This window comes from Acidimicrobiia bacterium (genome assembly GCA_035471805.1).
In the GTDB taxonomy this organism is placed as follows: domain Bacteria; phylum Actinomycetota; class Acidimicrobiia; order Spongiisociales; family JAHEDJ01; genus JAHEDJ01.
In genome coordinates, this window is the sequence record DATIPS010000065.1 from 1 (window position 1) to 20,203 (window position 20,203).

The 20,203-nt window shown below is 64.1% G+C and carries 20 protein-coding genes; 5 read left to right on the plus strand and 15 right to left on the minus strand.

Annotation, left to right across the window (positions count from 1 at the left end):
* Positions 1-40 precede the first annotated feature (40 nt).
* From VLT15_13440 to VLT15_13505, 14 genes are all read right to left on the minus strand, one after another.
* Positions 41-466, minus strand: a complete 426-nt coding sequence (locus VLT15_13440; GenBank protein ID HSR46215.1) for a YkvA family protein — start codon at positions 464-466, stop codon at positions 41-43.
* On the minus strand, positions 459-1,379 hold the full coding sequence (locus tag VLT15_13445) for an ROK family protein (GenBank protein HSR46216.1): 921 nt from the start codon (positions 1,377-1,379) through the stop codon (positions 459-461). The genes VLT15_13440 and VLT15_13445 overlap by 8 nt, the downstream gene beginning before the upstream one ends.
* Positions 1,379-2,542, minus strand: a complete 1,164-nt coding sequence (locus VLT15_13450; GenBank protein HSR46217.1) for an ArsA family ATPase — start codon at positions 2,540-2,542, stop codon at positions 1,379-1,381. The genes VLT15_13445 and VLT15_13450 overlap by 1 nt, the downstream gene beginning before the upstream one ends.
* On the minus strand, positions 2,542-2,988 hold the full coding sequence (locus VLT15_13455) for an SRPBCC family protein (GenBank protein HSR46218.1): 447 nt from the start codon (positions 2,986-2,988) through the stop codon (positions 2,542-2,544). Before VLT15_13455 ends, VLT15_13450 begins: the two co-directional genes overlap by 1 nt.
* A gap of 47 nt (positions 2,989-3,035) precedes the next feature.
* A complete protein-coding gene (locus tag VLT15_13460) occupies positions 3,036-3,716 on the minus strand; it encodes a class I SAM-dependent methyltransferase (GenBank protein HSR46219.1) in 681 nt (226 codons plus the stop codon).
* 43 nt (positions 3,717-3,759) lie between these two features.
* Positions 3,760-4,518 (minus strand): metallophosphoesterase, encoded by a 759-nt coding sequence (locus VLT15_13465; protein HSR46220.1) that lies wholly within the window; start codon positions 4,516-4,518, stop codon positions 3,760-3,762.
* Complete coding sequence (locus VLT15_13470) at positions 4,519-4,815, minus strand: hypothetical protein (GenBank protein HSR46221.1); 297 nt, start codon at positions 4,813-4,815, stop codon at positions 4,519-4,521.
* On the minus strand, positions 4,812-5,231 hold the full coding sequence (locus VLT15_13475) for a hypothetical protein (protein ID HSR46222.1): 420 nt from the start codon (positions 5,229-5,231) through the stop codon (positions 4,812-4,814). Before VLT15_13475 ends, VLT15_13470 begins: the two co-directional genes overlap by 4 nt.
* Before the next feature lie 365 nt (positions 5,232-5,596).
* Positions 5,597-7,264 carry a dihydroxy-acid dehydratase gene (ilvD, locus tag VLT15_13480; GenBank protein HSR46223.1) on the minus strand — a complete coding sequence of 556 codons (1,668 nt, stop codon included), beginning with the start codon at positions 7,262-7,264 and terminating at the stop codon, positions 5,597-5,599.
* 76 nt (positions 7,265-7,340) lie between these two features.
* Entirely contained in the window at positions 7,341-8,444 is a 1,104-nt protein-coding gene (gene queG / locus VLT15_13485) for a tRNA epoxyqueuosine(34) reductase QueG (protein ID HSR46224.1), read from the minus strand.
* Between the two features lie 23 nt (positions 8,445-8,467).
* Entirely contained in the window at positions 8,468-8,668 is a 201-nt protein-coding gene (locus tag VLT15_13490) for a hypothetical protein (GenBank protein ID HSR46225.1), read from the minus strand.
* Positions 8,669-8,788: 120 nt separating this feature from the next.
* Positions 8,789-9,598 (minus strand): inositol monophosphatase family protein, encoded by an 810-nt coding sequence (locus VLT15_13495; protein HSR46226.1) that lies wholly within the window; start codon positions 9,596-9,598, stop codon positions 8,789-8,791.
* A 1-nt stretch (position 9,599) separates the two neighbouring features.
* Entirely contained in the window at positions 9,600-10,814 is a 1,215-nt protein-coding gene (locus VLT15_13500) for a hypothetical protein (GenBank protein HSR46227.1), read from the minus strand.
* Positions 10,815-10,886: 72 nt separating this feature from the next.
* Positions 10,887-11,378 (minus strand): TraR/DksA C4-type zinc finger protein, encoded by a 492-nt coding sequence (locus VLT15_13505; GenBank protein HSR46228.1) that lies wholly within the window; start codon positions 11,376-11,378, stop codon positions 10,887-10,889.
* 138 nt (positions 11,379-11,516) lie between these two features.
* Between VLT15_13505 and ilvB the strand changes: the two genes are divergently transcribed.
* The 5 genes from ilvB to VLT15_13530 all read left to right on the plus strand — a co-directional run bounded on the left by ilvB (position 11,517) and on the right by VLT15_13530 (position 17,469).
* The gene (ilvB, locus tag VLT15_13510) at positions 11,517-13,220 is read left to right on the plus strand and encodes a biosynthetic-type acetolactate synthase large subunit (GenBank protein ID HSR46229.1); all 1,704 of its coding nucleotides are present in this window, start codon (positions 11,517-11,519) and stop codon (positions 13,218-13,220) included.
* Positions 13,217-13,714, plus strand: a complete 498-nt coding sequence (ilvN, locus tag VLT15_13515) for an acetolactate synthase small subunit (GenBank protein ID HSR46230.1) — start codon at positions 13,217-13,219, stop codon at positions 13,712-13,714. Before ilvB ends, ilvN begins: the two co-directional genes overlap by 4 nt.
* Positions 13,715-13,726: 12 nt before the next feature.
* Complete coding sequence (gene ilvC / locus VLT15_13520; GenBank protein HSR46231.1) at positions 13,727-14,737, plus strand: ketol-acid reductoisomerase; 1,011 nt, start codon at positions 13,727-13,729, stop codon at positions 14,735-14,737.
* 138 nt (positions 14,738-14,875) lie between these two features.
* Positions 14,876-16,414 (plus strand): 2-isopropylmalate synthase, encoded by a 1,539-nt coding sequence (locus tag VLT15_13525; protein ID HSR46232.1) that lies wholly within the window; start codon positions 14,876-14,878, stop codon positions 16,412-16,414.
* On the plus strand, positions 16,411-17,469 hold the full coding sequence (locus VLT15_13530; GenBank protein ID HSR46233.1) for a 3-isopropylmalate dehydrogenase: 1,059 nt from the start codon (positions 16,411-16,413) through the stop codon (positions 17,467-17,469). Before VLT15_13525 ends, VLT15_13530 begins: the two co-directional genes overlap by 4 nt.
* A gap of 117 nt (positions 17,470-17,586) precedes the next feature.
* Here VLT15_13530 and VLT15_13535 read toward each other — a convergent pair whose 3' ends face one another.
* Positions 17,587-20,163, minus strand: coding sequence for a cation-translocating P-type ATPase (locus tag VLT15_13535; GenBank protein HSR46234.1), 2,577 nt, complete (start codon positions 20,161-20,163; stop codon positions 17,587-17,589).
* Positions 20,164-20,203: the final 40 nt, after the last annotated feature.

Sequence of the window (20,203 nt, forward strand, 5' to 3'; positions counted from 1 at the left end):
GAGCCACCTCACGAACGGCCAACACCAATACTCCCTGTGGTCAGAGTGAGGTCAACCGGCCCAGCAGCCGCTGAACCGGTCTCGGCAGCAGGCCGGCTGCGAAACCCGTTATCTGGCCTACGAGTTCCAGGACATCCTGACTTCCGTCCCAATACTCGAGGACGATTTCCGTTCCGGCCACTTCGATGATGTGGCGGACCGCGTAGGCAAGGAGGAGCACGTCGTCGGCCTGGCCGACCACCGGGATGAAGTCGGGGACGACGTCGATCGGCACTAGCAGGTATCCCAGGATCGCACCCAGGACGGCCTTGCTCTTCAAGGGAATCCGTTTGTCCCGCATCAACCGGTAGACCAGCTTGACCAGGTTCGGCAACGCCAGCGCCGCTTCCTTCATCCACATGCCGCGCAACGCCACCGGATGCCCGGAAGGGTCGAAGACGGCGTCGGGTCGGAGCGGTTCAGTCATCGATGCTCTCCAGAGCTTGAAGTCCTGCGCCTATTACAGCCGCATTCTGCTCGAAACGCGCAGGAACGATTTGTGTCGCCGGTCTGATCCGGCCGGCGTGCCGCTCCCGGGCGAACACTTCCCTCGCCGGATCGAGCAAAAGGTCTCCTGCCCGTGCCGGGCCTCCGCCGACGACGACGACCTCGGGATCGAGTACGGCAACCAGTTGTGCGATACCTCGGCCCAGCCACTCGCCGGCCCGCAGCCATACGGCGAGCGCATCTGCATCGCCCCCAATCGCAGCCCGCATGAGCAACTCACCCGCCGGTGCGGCATCGACCGCATCTCCGGTAGGCCCGACCCCGAAGATCCGGATCGCCTCCTGATCGAGAACCGAACCCGACACGAAGTTCTCCCAGCATCCGCGCCGTCCACAGGCACAGGGCGGACCGTCCGGATCGACGACCAGGTGTCCCAGTTCGCCGGCAAAGCCTCTCCCCCGGTAGACCGAACCGTCGATGATCAGACCACCGCCGATTCCGGTCCCGAGCATGATCACGAGGGCGTCGGCGTAACCGGCCGCAGCACCGATGCGGCTCTCGGCGAAGGCTGCCGCGTTGGCGTCGTTGTCGATAACCGCCGATCTGCCGGTCGTTCCGACGACCGCGGCGACGATCGGCGCGGGCCCGGCAACGTGGGGACCCCACACGTGCACTCCCGACACCCGGTCCACGTATCCGGCAGATCCAATGCCGACTGCTGCCACGTCGTCCGCCATCAGGTCTGCCGCTAGATATCCGCAGAGATCGGCGATCGTCGCAGCACCGTCGGGCGTCGGGATCTGCACCAGGCCCTCGATCCTGCCTTGTCGGTCGACGCGGGCCGCCTTGATAGTCGATCCACCGACGTCGATTCCGACCGCCCGGGAAGCCATCAGCCGGTGAAGGTGACCCGCAATACACCATCGGCCAGCTTGGCTCCGGCGATGCGGCGGCGCAGCAGAGAATCCGGGAGGACGAACGAACGGCGATACGGGCCGACCGTGATGTACAGTTCGCCGCCACGGCGAAGGACGTCGAGTTCCTCCTCGTCGGCGAAGGGCACGGCGAGTTCGATGACTACCTCCTCCCCGTCCTCGGACAGCTTGAACGGCGAGACGCCCTCGTAACCGGTGACAGGATCGGTGTCGCCGTACAACTCGGCGGCCAGTTCGCGAAGCCGGTCGACGCCCACCATCTCCTCGCCGAAGAGCCGCAACGGCAGGATGGAGACCTCGCGAAACGACTCCTCGATTTCTTCGAGGTGCCTCGCCTGGACTTCACGCCAGGCGTCGAAGTAGCTGTCGGTCACGGTCTCCGGGAGCACCCTGTTCACAACGACGGCATCCACTCCGTACCCGAACAGGCCGAGGTATGTATAGGTCCGTCTGGCCTCGCTCACGACCATCTTCTCGGGATTGACGACCAGCCGGGCAGACGTGACCTCGGGATCGGACAGAAGCGACTTGACCCCTTCCACGGCCAGGAACACACCCTCGGCGGCATCAAAGACATCCTCGCCGGGAACCGGCAGATTGGTCATCCTGGTCAAGACCGGACGGGCCGCTTTCATCAGACGTCGCTCGGTGGGCAACACCCGGTCGAAATACCAGGACAGGACCTCCGGCAGGCTCAGCAGACGAAGAGTCTCGGCAGTCGGCGCACAGTCGACGATGATCGTGTCGTAGCTCCCCGAATCGGCGTGGTCCTTCACCTGCAATAGCGAGAACAGCTCGTCCATGCCCGGAAACACGAGGAACTCCTCAGCTTCTATGCCCTTCACGCCTCCCCAGTCGAAGACCCGCTTGAGCTGCTGGTGAAGCTCACCCCAATGTTTCGACAACTGCAGCTGCGCGTCGATCTGCTGCACATCGAGTCCATCGAAGAGCGTGCTCGGCACATCGCCCAGCGGCACGCCGAACGCGTCGGCGAGGCTGTGGGCGGGGTCGGTCGATGTGACCAGCGTGCGATGGCCGAGCTCGGCTGCACGTAAACCAGTTGCGGCGGCGACCGTGGTCTTTCCGACTCCCCCCTTGCCGGTCACCAGGACGACGCGCATCAGCCCGTTTGGACTTCCTCGACGCGTTTCTTGAGTCCGCGCAGGGCGTTGCCGACCAGCTGCTTCTCTGCTTGACGGCGGAGGAAGCCGGGAAGCGGGAAGGAGTAGTCGACTTTGAGCGCATAGACCACTTCGGTGCAGCCGTCCTCGGAATCCTTCAAATCGTAAGAGCCTTCCATCTCCGTGATGTCGTCTCCGGGAACTGCCCTCCACGCCATCCTGTGCGGGGCGTCGCATTCGTAGTTGAGTTCGTACGAAATCACTTTGACCATCGCGTCGACCTCGAACCTGGCGGTGGCCGGAAGTCCATCATCGGTTTCTTCCATCACCACTACAGACCGCATTGCACTGATCCACTCGGGATAGGCAGGAAGATCGGCGAGTACTGCGAACACGGTTTCCGGGGAAGCCGATATCTCAATGCTTTGAACTGTTCCTTCTGCCATGACCGTTCCTTCTCGAATTGCACACAGGGTAGCGGCACAAGCCGGAGCTAATCGATAACAGTACCGGTCACTGCTTCGAACTCGAGTCCCATCTCAACGAGCTCGTCCGAGCGCGGATGTTCCGCCCGGAACCGGGAAAGACCTTGCTCGAGTTCATCGTCGTCGATCAACTGGAGGGTGCTGACGAACCGCGCCCGAAACGCTTCCTCCCATTCGCCGACCGTCCGCTCGACCGTCTCGACCGAGACTCGACTCCAGAGATCCTCGACGCCGAGCGACTCCAGGTGGGCTTTGACCTCGCCTACATCGGGGAATCGTTCGAGATCATGAGAATGCACGGAGGGAAACCAACGGCCGGCAAACGACGTAGCGAGATATTCCCTCGAGAAGGTCCATACCCACACCCGACCACCCGGCCGCACCACCCGGACCGCCTCCGACAATGCCGCCTCCCAGTCACCGTAGTGAAGAGAGAGATGGAAGTAGGCCATGCCGAACGAGGCGTCCGCGAACGGCAGAGCCTGCGAGAGACCGCCGACCACGGTCAAACCGCTCACGCGAGCTTTGGTACGCTGCGCGGGCGATGGGTCGACGAGCACCGGCAGGTGGCCTTCGCGTTGCATGACCGCAGCGTGTGCACCCGTCCCCCCGCCTATGTCGAGCACGCGCGTGCCGGTGTCGAGTCCGGCCAGTGCCAGACGGACGCGCTCTTCTCCCGCCGGGCGCATGGGCCGAAACCTATAGGTATCGGAGAGGTGGTCGAGGTCGATGTCAGCCGTGGCGAACCGCCCTTTTCGTTGCACGGAAGTAACCGACGTTGACACAGACAGTCCGGCCGACCCGCCACCGGGTCGCCTGAGGCTGGTGGATGTCGCCGAAGTAGTGGACGGCCGGTTGATGACGCTGCAAGTAACCGGTCACGGCATCCGAACCACCCTCGAGACGGCCGGTGACGACATCTCTCCGCAGAGCATTGATCGATGGTGGGACGTGCGTGCCTAGCACATCCACCGGACCCATATCTTCGAGGATGGCGGCCATCTCTTCTTCGCCTATCTCTCCGGCCGCATTGAGACCCGTCTTCGCCCCTCCCCCGACCATCCCCAACCGGACTCCGTCGATCTCCACCACCTCCCCGTTGAGATACCGGAAACCGTCGGGGAGATGGGATCGGAGCAAAGCGGGCACATCGACGTTGCCGTGAGTTACAAACCCGGTCCCGCCGCTCAGCGCCTCCTGCATCCGTGCATACTGACTCTGGATCTCCCGGCCGACACGAGCCCGTACCTCGTCCTCCCGCCCCGCCGAATACTCTCGCCACATCTTGCGTGAACCGGCGAAATCACCGAGTCGCCTGAACTGCATGGCGGCTTGGGCGAATTCTGCGCCGAACACCTCGGTGGCGATTCCGGCGCCGGTCCGGTAGTCGACGAAGTTGAGCAGATCTCCAAGGATTACAACCGGTTCCCCCATCCCGACTACCCGGGCAAGATCATCGAACGCCGCATGGACGTCGGCTATCACCAGCATTCAGCTGGTTTCCGGCTCGTCGCCGGGGTTGAATCGATAGGCATAGGTGCCGAATACCGCGGCCGCGATGATCGCAGCCGCAACGGAGGCAGCCATCGGCCATCCGCCGTAGGAAGCAGACAGGCCGCCGATCCCGAAGGCTGTCAGACCGGCGACTATTGCCCGCCCTCTCGCACCGAACCGCTCGTCCGGGTGAACGGGTCGACCGCCGTTCGCGTCGGAGAAGCCGCCCACCAGAATCCAGGCGACCAAACCGACGATACCGATCACGAGACTTATGCCGAAGGCTCCGTTCATGGAATCGGTTCCTCTCCCGTGATAGAAACTGCGGCGACGATGACGACGGCAAACACCATACCCATCACCACGGTGATGACTCGCGGGCGCAGCAGAACCGCATCGTCGTTGTCGGCCGCGAAACGGGTCGCATCGTAGATCGAGATCGCCCAGGCAACCACCCCGACCAACAGCAGGACCAGCCCGAGTGGGCGCCTGTTTCCGCTCATCATGAGCATGCCGAACGCCAGGGCACTCAGTGTCAACCCGGCCACGGCCAGACCGAGTCCCGCCTCCTTCATCTTGAAATGACCGCCGCCGGGCAGTAGACCCCACAAGGCTGCGGTCTTCGGTTCGACGGAAGGGCGCACCTCATCCTCCGCTCCGAACGTGCGGTAGATGGAGGTGTCACATGAGCGGCAAATGTCGGACGTCACTGCATTCTCGGTTCCGCAGGAAGCGCACGTCCAACCTCCGGCGACGGTGGCGGCGACCGGTTCCGAGGTCGGCGACGGGGAGGCCGGTGCCTGCCGCTCCGGTCTGCCGGGCGGAACGGGTGGTCGGGTCGGTCCCTTCGGTGCCGAAGGCGGAGCGACCGGTCCGGCGGCGGCCGGTTGCGGGCCGGCCGGCTGCTCGAACTGGTCCTCGGTAGGCCGGGCCGGGGAAGATGCCGACCCGAACCCATGGAAACACTGGCCGCACCACTCAGCGCCCCCCGGATTGGCAGCCCCGCAGGAGGGACACGTCACCCTGTCTGTCATATCGCCGTCAGGCTAACGCGCCCGGTCCGATCTCCCGACGATCATGCCGTTACTGCACCACCTTCGGCAGAGCCCACCAAACGGGCATATTTCGCGAGAGCACCGGTCGCATATCTCGGCTCCGGCGGTTTCCAACCTGCTCTTCGCGTGGCCAGCGTCGCCTCGTCGACCAGCAGATCGAGTCTCCGGGCGGGAAGGTCCACCCGGATGCGGTCCCCTTCTTCGACGAGAGCCAGCGCGCCGCCGCCGGCGGCTTCGGGGGCCACGTGACCGATGCACAGGCCCGTCGTCCCTCCCGAGAATCGTCCATCGGTGATGAGCAGGACGTCCTTGCCGAGACCGGCACCCTTGATGGCAGCCGTGATCTGCAGCATCTCTCGCATACCGGGCCCACCTTTCGGCCCCTCATAGCGGATGACGACCACGTCTCCGGGGTGCAGACCATGACTGAAGAGCGCTTCGAGTGCGCCCTGTTCATCGTCGAATACCCTTGCCGCACCCTCGAAAGTGTCCAGTTCGACACCGGCGATCTTGACGATCGCGCCCTCCTCGGCGAGCGAGCCCCGCAACACGGCAATCCCTCCTTCGACGGCCAGCGGTCGTCCGGTGGGTCTGATGACGTCCTGGCCCGTCGGGAACGAGACGCCGGCCAGGTTCTCGGCAACCGTCCGGCCCGTCACCGTCGGAAGATCGCCGTGCAGGAGGCCTTCGTCGAGCAGAGCTCGCATCACGACCGGTACCCCGCCGATGTGATCGAGATCCACCATGTGATAGGCACCGAACGGCTTGAGGTCTCCGATGTGCGGAGTGCGGCGACTGATCGTGTCGAAATCCTCCAGGGTCAGGTCGACTCCGGCTTCGAAGGCCATTGCCAGAAGGTGAAGAACCGCGTTGGTGGAGCCGCCGAGAGCCATCACGGTGGTGATCGCGTTCTCGAATGCCGGCCGGGTCATGATCTGCCGCGGACGCAGATTGTCGTTCAGGAGCCGCATGACGGCCTCACCCGATTGCACGGCAAAGGCCTCGAGCCGTGGGTCGGGGGCCGGAACGGTGGCGCTTCCGGGCAGCGACATGCCGATCGCCTCGCCGACGCTCGCCATCGTGTTGGCGGTGAACATCCCTGCGCACGATCCTTCTCCTGGGCAAGCAGATTGCTCGATGCCCAGCAACTCCTCTTTCGTGATGGTTCCTTCGTTGAAAGCACCGATCCCTTCGAAGACGTCGACAATCGAGATGTCTCTCCCGCGCCAGCGCCCGGGCAGGCTCGATCCTCCGTACAAGAAGACGCTCGGGAGATTGGTTCGGGCCGCCGCCATCAGCATCCCGGGAAGTGACTTGTCGCAACCGGCGATCGTCACCATCGCGTCGAATCTCTCGGCATGCATCACGAGCTCCACGGAGTCGGCGATCACCTCCCTGCTGACCAGAGATGCCCGCATCCCCTCGTGACCCATCGAGATGCCGTCTGAGACGGCGATGGTGGCAAACGTCAGCCCGACTCCGCCTGAGGAGCGCACGCCCTCTTTTGCCTTCGCCGCCAGGCGCGGGCCGGAGAGATTGCACGGGGTTACCTCGTTGCCCGCCGAGACGAGGCCGACCTGAGGTTTCCGGAAATCGTCTTCTTCGAGGCCGACGGCTCTGAGCATCGCCCGTGCCCCTGCTTTGGCCGGCCCGTCGGTCACATCCTGGGAGTGGATCTTGCGCGTCATGGGGGCATGGTACGCGTCTTGCCGTGACGAGCAACGCCGTCGGGGTCCGTAACGGCAGGCAGGGCGGATCCAGGTCCTAGGTTCTCTCGCCGCCGGTGACGGCCGCGAGAGCCGCATCGATCTCCTCGATGACCGCCGGATCGTGTTCCACGACCCTGCGCTCCGCCAGGAGAATCCGCCCTGCCTCACCCATCTCACCCAGCGCCCAGGCGGCATGGGACCGCAAGGTGGCCCGTCGATGATGCAGATAGCGCTCCAGCAACGGAAGATGTGCCGCCCTGCGCGAATTGCCGACCGCGATGAGGGCGTTGCGGCGGATGTAGTCGGGGTCGCGTTTGGGGATGAACCAATGCCCGGCCCTTTCCAGGAGTGCTTCATCATCCGCCGTCAAGACCGCGTTGAGATCCAGGCGGCCGTCCGGCTTCGTCTCTCCCAGAACCGCATGACCGGGCGGGCAGGCATCCAGACAATCGTCGCAACCGTAGATGCGGTCTCCCCACGGCCTGCGAAGCGCCCGCGGAACCACACCGGGAGTCTGCGCCCAGTACGCAATGCAGCGTGTGGCGTCCAGAACCCCGGGTTCTATCAATGCTCCCGTCGGACAGGCGGGAATACAGGCGACGCACTTCCCGCAGTCGCGTCGCATCGGGTCGGTCGGAGGAAGGATCGCATCGGTGACCACAGAACCGAGCAACAACCACGGCCCATGTTTGGGCGAAATGACCATCGTGCTCTTGCCCCACCAGCCGACTCCCGCCCGCACCGCAGCAGCACGGTCGATGAGGCGACTGTCGTCACTGAGGACCGCAGCCTGAAACCCTGCATCGAGCAGGACCCCTGCGATCGCCGAGAGCCCGGCCCGCAACGGGACGTAGTGATCATCGTTGGCGAACCGCGCCACCCGGCCGGTCGAACCGTCCGGCGGGCCGGGCGACCCTGCCTCAGGCACGTACGACTTCGCCGCAACGACCAGGGAGTTCGCCCAGGGGAAAGACCGTCGAACGTTCGACGAGATCTGCGGATCCCGGTAGGTGAATCCGAGCCGGCCCGAAAGGCCTGCGGCTTTTCGGTCGGTCAACGTGCGGGCTGCCGCCTCGAACGGGTCGGCGCCGGCCACACCAAATCCATCGAGACCCGCTTCCTCTGCTCGCGCCTTCAGACGCTCAACTAATCGCTCCACCTCCCCAGGCTACGGCCTCGTCCCTACCCGCTCGCCGCGGAAGGCTCCTCTTTTCGTGGAATGAGCCGGAGCCGGGGAACTAACCCCACCTCGGCCAGGTTGCCCAGCGCTTCGGTCTCCGCGTCGTTGAGTTCCACCGGCCCGGCGGCGAGCAGGAAGGTGACGACGCAGTCCGTGCAGGCATCTGTGTTCCGCATCGCACAGACGTCACAATCGATTCGCATGTCCTGGCCTCCTGTTCGGTCATTCCTTCTTCAAGGTACAAGGAGGGTGTGACAGAAAACGTCGCGAGTCGCGAGTCGCGAGTCGCGAGTCGCGAGTCGCGAGTCGCGAGTCGACGGGTTCTACGTTTTGGGTTTTGGCCTTTGGCGCCCGGCTGATTTCACGCCGCGGCCGTGCAGCAGCCCGAGCGTTTCCTCATGCAACAGACCGTTGCTCGTGACGACGTTGCCTCCCTCGAAGGTGGCCTCGCCCGAGAAATCGGTGAAGCGGCCGCCTGCTTCTTCCACGATCACCTGCAGAGCGGCCAGATCCCAGGCAGCCACGATGGGTTCGGCGGCAATGTCGACGGCTCCCTCCGCCACCAGCATGTGGGACCAGAAGTCGCCGAAGCCCCTGGTTCGCCAGCATCTCTCCGACAGGGCGAGGCCTCCTTCCCAGAAGCCGTGATCGGAGAAGTCGAGCAGGCTGTTCACCGACAGCTGCGCGTCCTCCAACCTGGTAACTCCGGACACGGTGATCGGGTCGCCGTTGAGGAAGGCGCCGTGGCCCCTGGCCGCCCACCAACGCCGGCCCAGGGCGGGCGCGGTGACTACCCCGACCTCGGTCCGCCCGAACCTGGTGAGGGCTATCAGGGTGGCGAAGACCGGGATTCCGCGCACGTAGTTCATGGTTGCGTCGATCGGATCGATTACCCAGAGCCACTCCCCCGCTCCGGAGACTCCAAACTCCTCACCCAGAATCTCGTGGTCGGGTCGCTCGGCCGAGATCCGCTTGCGCAACAACTCCTCGACCTGCCGATCCGCCTCCGAGACCGGGGTCAGGTCGGGCTTCGTGTCCACGACCAGATCCCGCGCCTTGAAACCGGCGAGCGTCACCCGATCGGCCGCATCGGCCAGCTTCTGGGCAAACTCGAGTTCCGCGAGGAGGTTCAAGTCAGCGACTCCGCATCCATCCGACCAGCGCGTCGCTCCACAGCGCGATCGCACCGTTCATCTCGGCCCGTTCGCGAACCTGTCTGTCCGTCGAGATGACGATCACGTCACCCGGCAGACCTGCGGACAAGCGAACGATCTCGTCGTCTGCACTGCGTACGAAACGGGTCTCGACCGGCCCCGGGATGTTCGCCTCCTCCTCGACAGAGTCGAAGACGAGGACCGTGGGAAGCGGACCCTTGGCCAGGCGTCGCAACCGGACCAGTCCATCTCTCACCTGCTCACGCAACTCGGGCGTCGAGAACCTGCTCTCGTCCAGCTGAAACGAAACGTTGTATCCGTCGACGACCAGGGTTACCGGTCGTTCCTGTTGCAACATCCAGCGGATCGCATCGGCCTGGTCCGGCCGTATGCCGTCCGGCACCTCGAGAGCGGCCGCCGCCTCCGCGACATATCCGGCCTCGATGGAGCTGGGTCGCATGGCCAGCATGACGTCGTCGAGCAGCTTGGCCATTTCCAACGGGTCGCCGGTACGCCACACGCGGGGGCCGGGATCGTCGGCACCTCCTCGTTCCATTCGCCGCGCCTTCAACAACATGGACTTCAGCGAGTCGATTCTGCCGTCCGCCTCCACGAGGTCGCTCCTGAGCCGGGCGATCTCCGCGGCGGAACTCTGCAGATCACGCTCGAGGTCGGCCGAAGGTCCTACCGCGGCAGCCCGGGCCGCCCCGGCCGCCGATCTAGCCTCCTTCACCCTCTTCTCGGTCTCGGTGCGCATTTCGGAGAGAGCAGCACGCGCCTTGCGCTCCTTCTCCTTGGCAGCGTCGAGGGCCGACTTCATTCGCTCGATGGTCTGTTCGAGGGCGGCGACCTCGGTCCCCATCTCCTTTTCCTCATGTTTGGCCAGCAAGGCGGCAAGCCGTTCCTCCCAGTTCTCCGGCCGGTGCAGAAAGAACCCGGCGGCAGCCAGGCGAACATCCTCGGAGTCCGGATCGGCCGCCACCAGCACATCGGTCACCTTGTCCCGAAACCAGTCGTTTTCGTCGAGTTCGGCGTAGAGGCTCCGGGCGTACGGCGGTGGCAGGCGCCTACCCGAGTCTCTGGCGACCTTGCGCACGGCGGCGGGAACCTCGTCGGGTTCGAGGTCGCGAAGGACGCGTCTGGCCGCCTCGAGGGTGGATTCGAGGAGGTTGAGGAGAGCCTTGGAAGCCTTCACGCCCATCAGAGTACTCAGCGAGTTTCACAGGCAGTGCTCCGGACGGCCCGCAGCACACGGAACCCGGAAAGCTCAGGGCCGGCGGCCCGCGCTGCAGTGAACACAAACCGAGGTCGCCGGGATTGCTTCGAGTCGCTCGACCGGAATCGCCCCACCGCATCCGTCACACTCGCCGTAGGTCCCCTCGGCGAGTTTCTCCAAGGCGCGATCGATGTCTGCGATCGACCGGGCGATGGACCGGGCAGTGGCCGTGGTGCTGATCCGCTCGACGGCCTCAGCGGTTCCGTCCCCTACGCGCTTCCCGAAGGAAACATTCGTCCCGGCTTCGGGAGGAGCCGTCAACGCGGCGAGCTCGCCGGCCAGCTCGGACCGTCGTAAACGCAACCGCTCGGCCGTCGATGATGGTTTCTCAGCAATACTGTGATTCCCCACGCGCACCAGTATTGCTGAGAAACCCCATATCGACGTCAAAGGCCGCCGCGGCAGCGACTGCCGCGCCATGATCCGGTCGATGACGCCCGGCCCAGACCACCACTCAGAATGAGGTTGACATCGGCTTCTCATTGCCGCATACTGCCGCCCCACATGTTCGCCACCGAGATTCTCGTACTTCAATAGGCACATACGTCACAACCACGACGTGTGTGCCCTCCGATGCCCTCCCAGCCGGAGGGTTTTTTATATCCCGATCGAAGGACCACGATGAGCACTATCAGCGGAGCCCAGGCAGTCATCAAGGCACTGGAACGTGAGGGCGTAGACATCGTGTTCGGCGTGCCGGGCGGGGCGATCCTTCCCGCCTACGACCCACTATTCGACAGTCCGATCCGGCACGTGCTCGCCCGTCATGAGCAAGGGGCAGGGCACATGGCCGAGGGTTACGCCTGGGCCACCGGGAAGATCGGCGTCTGCATCGCCACCTCTGGCCCTGCGGCGACCAACCTCGTCACGCCGCTGGCGAATGCGCTGATGGACTCGATCCCGATCGTCGCCATCACCGGCCAGGTGCCCACCTCCTCAGTCGGCAACGACGCCTTCCAGGAGGCCTACACCACCGGCATCACCATGAACGCAACGAAGCACAACTACTTCGTGACCAGCCCGGACGACATCCCGGACGTCATCCACGAGGCCTTCCATATCGCTGCGACCGGGCGGCCCGGACCCGTGTTGGTCGACCTCCCCAAGGACATCCTCACCGCCCACATGCAGTGGCACAAGCCGCCCAAGCTCGACCTACCCGGCTACAAGCCGACCGTTGAAGGGCACCCGCGGCGGATCAAAGAAGCCATAGACCTCATCGCAAAAGCGAAGCGCCCGGTCGTCTACGCGGGCGGAGGGATCATCAAAGCCGGCGCATCGGAAAAACTGCGGAAGTTCGCCGAACTGACGAACTCGCCGGTCGTGACGACTTTGATGGGCCTCGGAGGATTCCCGGGCAACCATGAGCTGTTCCTGGGCATGCCAGGAATGCACGGCACCTATGCCGCCACGACTGCAATCCAGAAGTCGGACCTTCTGATTGCCCTGGGAGTTCGCTTCGACGACCGGGTTACCGGCAATCCCGACTTCTTCGCTCCCCATGCCAGCGTCATTCACGTCGATGTCGACCCGGCCGAGATCGGAAAAGTCCGCGAGGCTGAGATTCCGATCGTGGGCGACGTCGGACGAGTTCTGGAACAGATGCTCGAGGCGTGGGGCGACACGAAGACGGCCGATCATGCGGAGTGGCTCGAGAAGGTCACCCGTTGGCGCAGCGACAACCCGGTTCGTTACGACCAGCAGTCGGACGGTCCGCTGAAACCCCAATACGTCATCGAAGAGCTGTACAAGCGCACGGGCGGCGATGCCATCGTCGTTTCCGGTGTCGGACAGCACCAGATGTGGACGGCACTGCACTGGAAGTTCGCCCGTCCGCGCGAATGGATCAACTCCGGCGGCCTGGGGACCATGGGTTTCGGAGTTCCCGCCGCCATCGGTGCAAAGGCCGGCATGCCGGACCGCACGGTTTACCTGATCGACGGCGACGGATCTTTCCAGATGACCCATCAGGAACTCGCAACGGCGTCCGAAGAGGGTTTCCCGATCAAGATCGCTCTCCTCAACAACGGTGTGCACGGAATGGTCCGCCAATGGCAAACGCTCTTCTACGGGAAGCGCTACTCCGGCAGCGTCCTCGGTCGCGATTCCGTGAACTTCCCGATGCTCGCCGAGGCCATGGGCTGCGTCGGCATCCGTGTTGAAACGCCGGAAGAGGTCGGCCCGGCCATCGAGAAATCGCTCTCGATCAACGATCGGCCGGTCCTGATCGAGTTCGTCGTCGACCCTGAGGAGATGGTGTTTCCGATGGTTCCGGCAGGCGGATCGAACGATCAGGTTCTGCTCAGCCTGGAGGATCTGACGTGACCAAGCACACGCTGTCGGTCCTCGTCGAGAACAAGGCAGGTGTCCTGGCTCGGGTCTCATCGCTGCTGGCCAGGCGAGGATTCAACATCCACTCACTAGCGGTCGGGCCGACTGCCGATGAATCCATCTCGCGGATGACGATCGTGGTCGATGCTCCCGAGCTCGAACAGGTCAAGAAGCAACTCCACAAGCTCATCAACGTGGTGAAGATCACCGAACTGGACCCGAAGACGGCCGTCGAAAGAGAGATCGCTCTGATTCGAGTATCCACCGACGGCCAGAAACGGAGCGACGTACTCGAGGTGGCGACACTGTTCGATGCCATCGCGGTCGACGTCGGCGTTTCCACGATCATGTTTCTGGTCGCCGGGGCGCCGGACAAGGTGAACGATTTCGTCGAGTTGGTGCGTCCCTACGGCATCGCCGATCTCGTCAAGTCGGGTCGTGTCGCTTTGGCGCGCGACCAGAAGAGCCGTAAGTTGCGGGCGAGCTAGGAGCGAGGACCAATGGCCACCATCTACTACAACGAGAATGCCGACCCGTCGATCATCAAAGGCCGCAAGGTCGCGATCATCGGATACGGAAGCCAGGGACACGCACACGCGTTGAACCTGCAGGAGTCCGGTGTCGATGTCGTCGTCGGGCTGCGGGAACGTTCGGCGCGCCGGGCCACGGCGGAAGCCGCAGGGCTGAAGGTGGCGACGCCGGCGGAGGCCACCGCAAGCGCCGACCTGATAATGATGCTGACACCCGATCAGACGATGGCAGATCTCTACGAGAACGAGGTCGCGCCCTACCTCGAGCCCGGCGATGCCCTCTTCTTCGCTCACGGCTTCAACATCCACTTCGGAGCGATCGTTCCACCCGAACACGTGGACGTGGCGATGGTCGCACCCAAGGGTCCCGGTCACCTCGTGCGTCGCACCTACACCGAGGGTTCGGGCGTTCCTTGTCTGCTGGCGGTGCACCAGGATTACACGGGGTCGGTGCACGACCTCGGCCTCTCGTATGCCTGGGGAATCGGCGGCGGGCGGGCCGGCGTGCTCGAGACCACTTTCAAAGAGGAAACGGAGACGGACCTGTTCGGTGAGCAGGTCATACTGTGCGGCGGCGTGTCCTCGCTCATCAAAGCGTCTTTCGAGACTCTGGTCGAGGCGGGTTACCAACCAGAGTCGGCTTACTTCGAGACCTTGCACGAACTGAAACTCATCGTCGACCTCCTCTATGAGGGCGGCCTCTCGTACATGCGTTTCTCGGTTTCCGACACTGCCGAATACGGGGATTACACCCGCGGTTCTCGTATCGTGACCGACGACACCAAAGCGGCCATGAAAGAGATACTCACCGAGATTCAGTCGGGCGCGTTCGCCCACGAGTGGCTGGCCCAGGCAAAAGAGGGCGCACCGTTCCTCCTGGAGCAACGCTCGAAGGGGCGGACCCATCAAATCGAAGAGGTCGGGAAGGATCTGCGCAGCATGATGCCTTTCCTCGACCCGAAGACTGCGGACGACGCATGATCTGCCCGGACTGCTGTGGATGGTGGCTGGCGCTTCAACGGCCGGGCGACCGCTAGGTCGGCCCGGCCCTCGACAGCGCACGTAGTCACGGATTGCGAACCCCGCCATCCGTTGTTCACCTCGAAAGGCCCCACCCGAATGTCCGACCAACTCATAATCTTCGATACGACCCTCCGCGATGGAGAACAAGCACCGGGAATCGCCCTCAACTCCGACGAGAAACTGGCGATAGCCCATCAACTGGCGAAACTGCGGGTCGATGTAATAGAGGCGGGCTTCGCCGCCGCTTCCGATGGAGACTTCGCAGCAGTCGCCAGAATCGCCAAGGAGGTGAAGGGACCCGTCATCGCCAGCCTCGCCCGGTGCGTTCCGAACGACATCGACCGCGCCTGGGACGCGGTACGTCACGCCGACCGCAACCGGATCCACGTCTTTCAGTCCACCTCACCGATCCATATGGAGCGAATGCTCCGCATGACCCCGGAAGAGGTCATGCAATCTGTCAAAGAAGGGGTGGCGAGGGCCCGTTCGTATACAGACAACGTCGAGTTCTCACCGCAGGACGCCACCCGGTCGGATCCGGATTTCATGCTGGCCGTGTGCAAAGCTGCGGTCGAAGCCGGCGCAACGACGCTCAATATCCCGGACACGGTCGGCTACGCAACGCCGAGTGAATACGTCGAGCTGCTCACCCGGGTATACGACGAGGTGCGGGGCGGCAACGAGGACGTGATCATCTCGACGCATTGCCACAACGACCTGGGACTGGCCGTTGCCAACTCGCTCTCTGCCATCTCAGCGGGCGCGAGGCAGATCGAGGGTGCCATCAACGGCATCGGAGAGAGGGCCGGCAACACGTCGACCGAAGAGGTCATCATGGCGATCAAGACCCGTGAAGATCAGTTCGGAGTCGAGATCGGCGCCGACACGAAGGAGATCGTCGAGACCTCCCGACTCGTTGCCCGCCTGACCGGCTACCCGGTTCAGTACAACAAGGCCGTTGTGGGCAGGAACGCCTTCGCACACGAGTCCGGCATTCATCAGCACGGCATGCTGCGCGATCGTGAAACCTACGAGATCATGGATCCCCAGGCGGTCGGTCACGTCAGCCAGATCGTCCTCGGCAAGCATTCCGGGCGGGCCGGATTCGCCGACGCCCTCCGGAAGATGGAGATCGTCCTGGAAGAGGAGGAGTTTGAACGTGCCTTCGAGCGTTTCAAGGAACTCGCCGACAGGAAGGGTGAAATCTCCGAGGAAGGCATCCGGGCCATCGTCGACTTCGCCGCCGCGCGCGACGAGGAGCTCGTCCACCTCGTCAGCATGCACGTCGCGGGTGGCAATGAAGTCACTCCCCAGGCCAGCATCAAGGTGGAGACCCGCGGCCTGACCCTCGAGTACGAAGCCGAGGGGGACGGAATGGTCCACGCCACCTTCGCGGCACTGCAAAAGGCGTTCGGAATCGACGCTCGCCTGGTCGACTACCGGGTCGTACCGGTGACGGGCGGGGCCGACGCCATGGCAGAGATCAACGTCGTGGTGCAAATGGGTGGCCGTGCCTACGCGGGTCGGTCCGTGGATACCGACGTGGTCGGCGGTTCGGCGCGGGCCTTCGTCAATGCGCTGAACAAGGCTGCGCAACAGGTGATAACGGAAACGGTCGGCGAGGCGGACGTATGAACAGCTATCGCCTGGCCGCGATTCCGGGCGATGGTGTTGGGACAGAGGTCACGGCGGAGGCGATAAAGGCGGTCCGGGCTGCCGGTGCCCGATTCGACTTCTCGGTCGATGTCACCTCCTACGACCTGGGCGGTGAACGCTACCTGCGCACCGGCGAAGTGCTGCCGGACGAGGTTGAAGCTGAACTGGCCGGATTCGACGCCATCCTGCTGGGAGCAGTCGGGACACCCGACGTGCCGCCCGGAGTCCTCGAACGAGGGCTGCTGCTCCGGCTTCGATTCGAGTTCGATCAGTACGTGAACATTCGCCCCGTCAAGCTCTACGAAGGTGCTCCGACTCCGATAGCCGGCCTCACACCGGATCGGTGTGACATGGTGATCTTTCGGGAAAACACCGAAGGACCGTACGTGGGTGCGGGCGGGTTCTCCCGCAGGGGGACTCCCCACGAGATCGCCAACCAGGAATCCGTGAACACCCGCTACGGGGTCGAGCGGATCGTGCGCCGTGCTTTCGATCGGGCCAGGCGTTCTCGACGGCACGTCACGCTCGCCCACAAGACCAACGTCCTCAACTATGCGGGCGATCTCTGGCAACGGACGTTCGATGAGGTCGCCGGGGACTACCCGGACGTGGCGACCGATTACGTCCACGTCGACGCCATGTGCCTCTATATGGTCACGCAACCGGAGCGCTTCGACGTGGTGGTAACGGACAACCTGTTCGGAGATATCGTGACCGACCTCGGCGCGGCGATTCAGGGGGGAATGGGCCTGGCCGCCAGCGGAAACGTCAACCCGGAAAAGGACTACCCATCCATGTTCGAGCCCGTTCACGGCTCCGCACCGGACATAGCAGGCCGGGGTTGGGCCAACCCGGTGGCCGCCGTCCTGTCGGCGGCCTTGTGCCTTGACCACCTCGGCGAGAGTGAGGCTGCCACAGCCGTCGAACGTGCCGCCGCCTCAGTGTTGCCGGGATTGAGGACCATGGGTGGCCCCGACATGGGGGCGACGACGGCCGAGATCGGCGATCGGATAAGGGCGACGATCGAGTCCTAGAAGTTTTCTCGGCAATACTGATGCGCGTGCACAACAACAGCATTGCTGAGAAATGGTCCCTCTGTTTTCTCGGCAATACTGTGGCGCCCCACGCGCATCAGTATTGCTGAGAAAGCCCTAGTCGATGGGGAACTCGAGCTGACTGCGGGGCTCTTCCTCGGGGGAGGTCACCCAATCCGGGAGCTCGATGGGCGGGCGCCGTCTCGAGCGTGACGGCTGGGACGATTCGGTCACCGGCCGTCCGCCCGCTCTACGACTTATCCAACGGGCCAGTCGTCCTCCCCCGGCCGCTTCGAGTGGCTGGCGGATCGCCTGCGGAGCCTGGGCCAGGAGTTCCGGCGCTTGCTGCATCAACACGGGAGCCGACTGAACCCAGCGGGAACCGACAAGAGCCACATACATGACGGTGCCGGTCAGCGCCGAAATACCGATCGCAGCGAAGAACACCATCGCACGAGGCATATCGAGACCGTAGAAGTCGCGCAGATCACCCCACACCAACGTAAGGCCGAACAGAGAAGCCATGCTCCAGATCAGCCACTTGCGCCCGGCCGTCAACGGCCGGCACACGACGGCGAGTGCGAACAACCCGACCGCAACTAGAACGAAGGTGGCCATCGTCCGCGACTCATCGAGTTCCACCTCTTCGATCTGGGCGAGGCCGTACGCCCCAAACGTCGACAACGCCGCCACCGCGCCCACCGGGACCGCGAAGCGCATCACCCGGCCCACGAACCCGCGTGTCGCCCGGCGCGCCGTCGGCTCGAGCGCCAGGAAGAAGCCCGGGATCCCGATCGTGATCGATCCCACCAGGGTCAAGTGTCGTGGCAGGAACGGGAACGGCAACACTGCGATCGCCACTGCTATCGCAAGCAAGACGGCGTAGACCGTCTTCGTCACGAAGAGGTTGGCAACCCGTTCGATGTTGGCAATCACCCGCCTACCCTCGGCGACTACATCAGGCAGCGAGGCGAAAGACGAGTCGAGCAGCACCACCTGCGCGACGGCACGGGACGCACCGGAACCATTGCCCATCGCCACGCCTATGTCGGCTTCCTTCAGAGCGAGCACGTCGTTGACGCCGTCGCCGGTCATGGCGACCGTGTGCCCTCGCTTCTGAAGCGCCCTGACCATTGCACGCTTCTGGTGGGGCTGCACCCGACCGAACACCGTACCCCGCTCCATCACCTCGGCGAGCCGATTCGGATCCTTCGGAAGCTCCCGGGCGTCGACCACGTTCCAGGGGTTCGGTACTCCAACCTGAGCAGCAATGGCAGCCACCGTCGCCGGGTGGTCTCCCGAAATCACCTTGATGGCAACGTCCTGACGGGCGAAGTAGTCGAGTGTCTCAGCCGCATCCGGGCGTACGCGATCTCCGAGAACCACCAGCGCGGCAGGCTTCAGATTCACGGGAAGAGAACTCCCGACCAGTGGGTCGGTCGTCCCGGCCAGAGCGAGCACCCTCTTGCCGCCGGCTGCATGACGATCGGCGGAATGAAGCACGTCCGTGTCTGTCCCGGCGACGACCTCGGGTGCACCGAGTACCCAGGTACCGTGACCGGCGAACGACACCGCGCTCCACTTGCGATCGGAAGAGAACGGGGCAGCGTGCAGTACCGACCAGTCGGGTACCGCCGAGTATTGGGTGCCGACGGCTCGCATGGTTGCGTTTGGCGTCGTGTCGGCCGCTCCGACCGCGGCCAGTACCGCGGCGACATCGACCGCCGGGTCCAGCACTTCCACGTCGAGAACCCGCAGATGACCTTCGGTCAGGGTTCCCGTCTTGTCGAGGCACACCGTATCGACCCGGGCGAGACCCTCGACGGCGGGTAGCTCCTGCACCAGGACGTTCCGTCGCCCCAGGCGGACCACTGCCACCGCGAACGCCATCGAGGTGAGCAGGACCAGTCCCTGAGGAACCATCGCGACCAATCCGGCCACCGTGCCCTGTGCAGCCCCGCGGATTCCCTCGTCGACGCTGATCTGGCTCCAGATGAGCAGAACCCCTGTCGGAACCAGCGCCCAGCTCACCGCCAGCAGGATCCAGTCGATCCCGGTTCGCAGTTCCGACCGCGTGATCGAGAACTGTTTCGCCTCGATCGCCAGCTTCGCCGCGTAGGCATCGGCACCCACCCTGGTCGCCTTGAAGAGGCCGGAGCCGGCAACTACGAAACTGCCCGATCGGCAGGCGTCGCCTTCCCCCTTGTGAATCGGATCGGATTCGCCGGTGAGCAGCGATTCGTTGATCTCGAGCCCTTGCGCGTCGACGACCTCTCCGTCGACGACTACCTGATCTCCCGGGCTGAGACTCAGGAGATCGTCGAGCACGATTTCACCTACGGCGACCTCGACCCTCTTCCCGTCGCGGATGGCGACGGTCTTGGGTGCGCTCAGGAGTGCCAGGCGGTCCAGAGTTCTCTTCGCCCGCAGCTCCTGGATGATCCCGATGGCGGCGTTGATGACCATCACTGCCCCGAACAGCGCATCCTGGATCGGTGCGGCGATGAGGATTATCACCAGCAGCACACTGAGAATGAGATTGAAACGGGTGAGTATGTTGTCCCGCAGGATCGCTTTCGTCGTGCGGCTCGGCCCCTCCGGCACGACGTTGCGCTTTCCGGCCGCGACTCGTTCCGCTACCTCGCGGGCAGTCAGACCGGTGAGCGAATCTCGCCGCGGCGCTTCGGGAACCATGCTGTGAGGCTACCCCGCCGGCACCCCCATTCCTGCCACC

Excerpts from the sequence above, each read along its gene's own strand:
- VLT15_13440 (HSR46215.1), bottom strand. The coding sequence starts at position 466 with ATGACTGAACCGCTCCGACCCGACGCCGTCTTCGACCCTTCCGGGCAT.
- VLT15_13445 (HSR46216.1), bottom strand. The coding sequence starts at position 1,379 with ATGGCTTCCCGGGCGGTCGGAATCGACGTCGGTGGATCGACTATCAAG.
- VLT15_13450 (HSR46217.1), bottom strand. The coding sequence starts at position 2,542 with ATGCGCGTCGTCCTGGTGACCGGCAAGGGGGGAGTCGGAAAGACCACG.
- VLT15_13455 (HSR46218.1), bottom strand. The coding sequence starts at position 2,988 with ATGGCAGAAGGAACAGTTCAAAGCATTGAGATATCGGCTTCCCCGGAA.
- VLT15_13460 (HSR46219.1), bottom strand. The coding sequence starts at position 3,716 with ATGCGCCCGGCGGGAGAAGAGCGCGTCCGTCTGGCACTGGCCGGACTC.
- VLT15_13465 (HSR46220.1), bottom strand. The coding sequence starts at position 4,518 with ATGCTGGTGATAGCCGACGTCCATGCGGCGTTCGATGATCTTGCCCGG.
- VLT15_13470 (HSR46221.1), bottom strand. The coding sequence starts at position 4,815 with ATGAACGGAGCCTTCGGCATAAGTCTCGTGATCGGTATCGTCGGTTTG.
- ilvD (HSR46223.1), bottom strand. The coding sequence starts at position 7,264 with ATGACGCGCAAGATCCACTCCCAGGATGTGACCGACGGGCCGGCCAAA.
- VLT15_13490 (HSR46225.1), bottom strand. The coding sequence starts at position 8,668 with ATGCGAATCGATTGTGACGTCTGTGCGATGCGGAACACAGATGCCTGC.
- VLT15_13505 (HSR46228.1), bottom strand. The coding sequence starts at position 11,378 with ATGAGAAGCCGATGTCAACCTCATTCTGAGTGGTGGTCTGGGCCGGGC.
- ilvB (HSR46229.1), top strand. The coding sequence starts at position 11,517 with ATGAGCACTATCAGCGGAGCCCAGGCAGTCATCAAGGCACTGGAACGT.
- ilvC (HSR46231.1), top strand. The coding sequence starts at position 13,727 with ATGGCCACCATCTACTACAACGAGAATGCCGACCCGTCGATCATCAAA.
- VLT15_13525 (HSR46232.1), top strand. The coding sequence starts at position 14,876 with ATGTCCGACCAACTCATAATCTTCGATACGACCCTCCGCGATGGAGAA.
- VLT15_13530 (HSR46233.1), top strand. The coding sequence starts at position 16,411 with ATGAACAGCTATCGCCTGGCCGCGATTCCGGGCGATGGTGTTGGGACA.
- VLT15_13535 (HSR46234.1), bottom strand. The coding sequence starts at position 20,163 with ATGGTTCCCGAAGCGCCGCGGCGAGATTCGCTCACCGGTCTGACTGCC.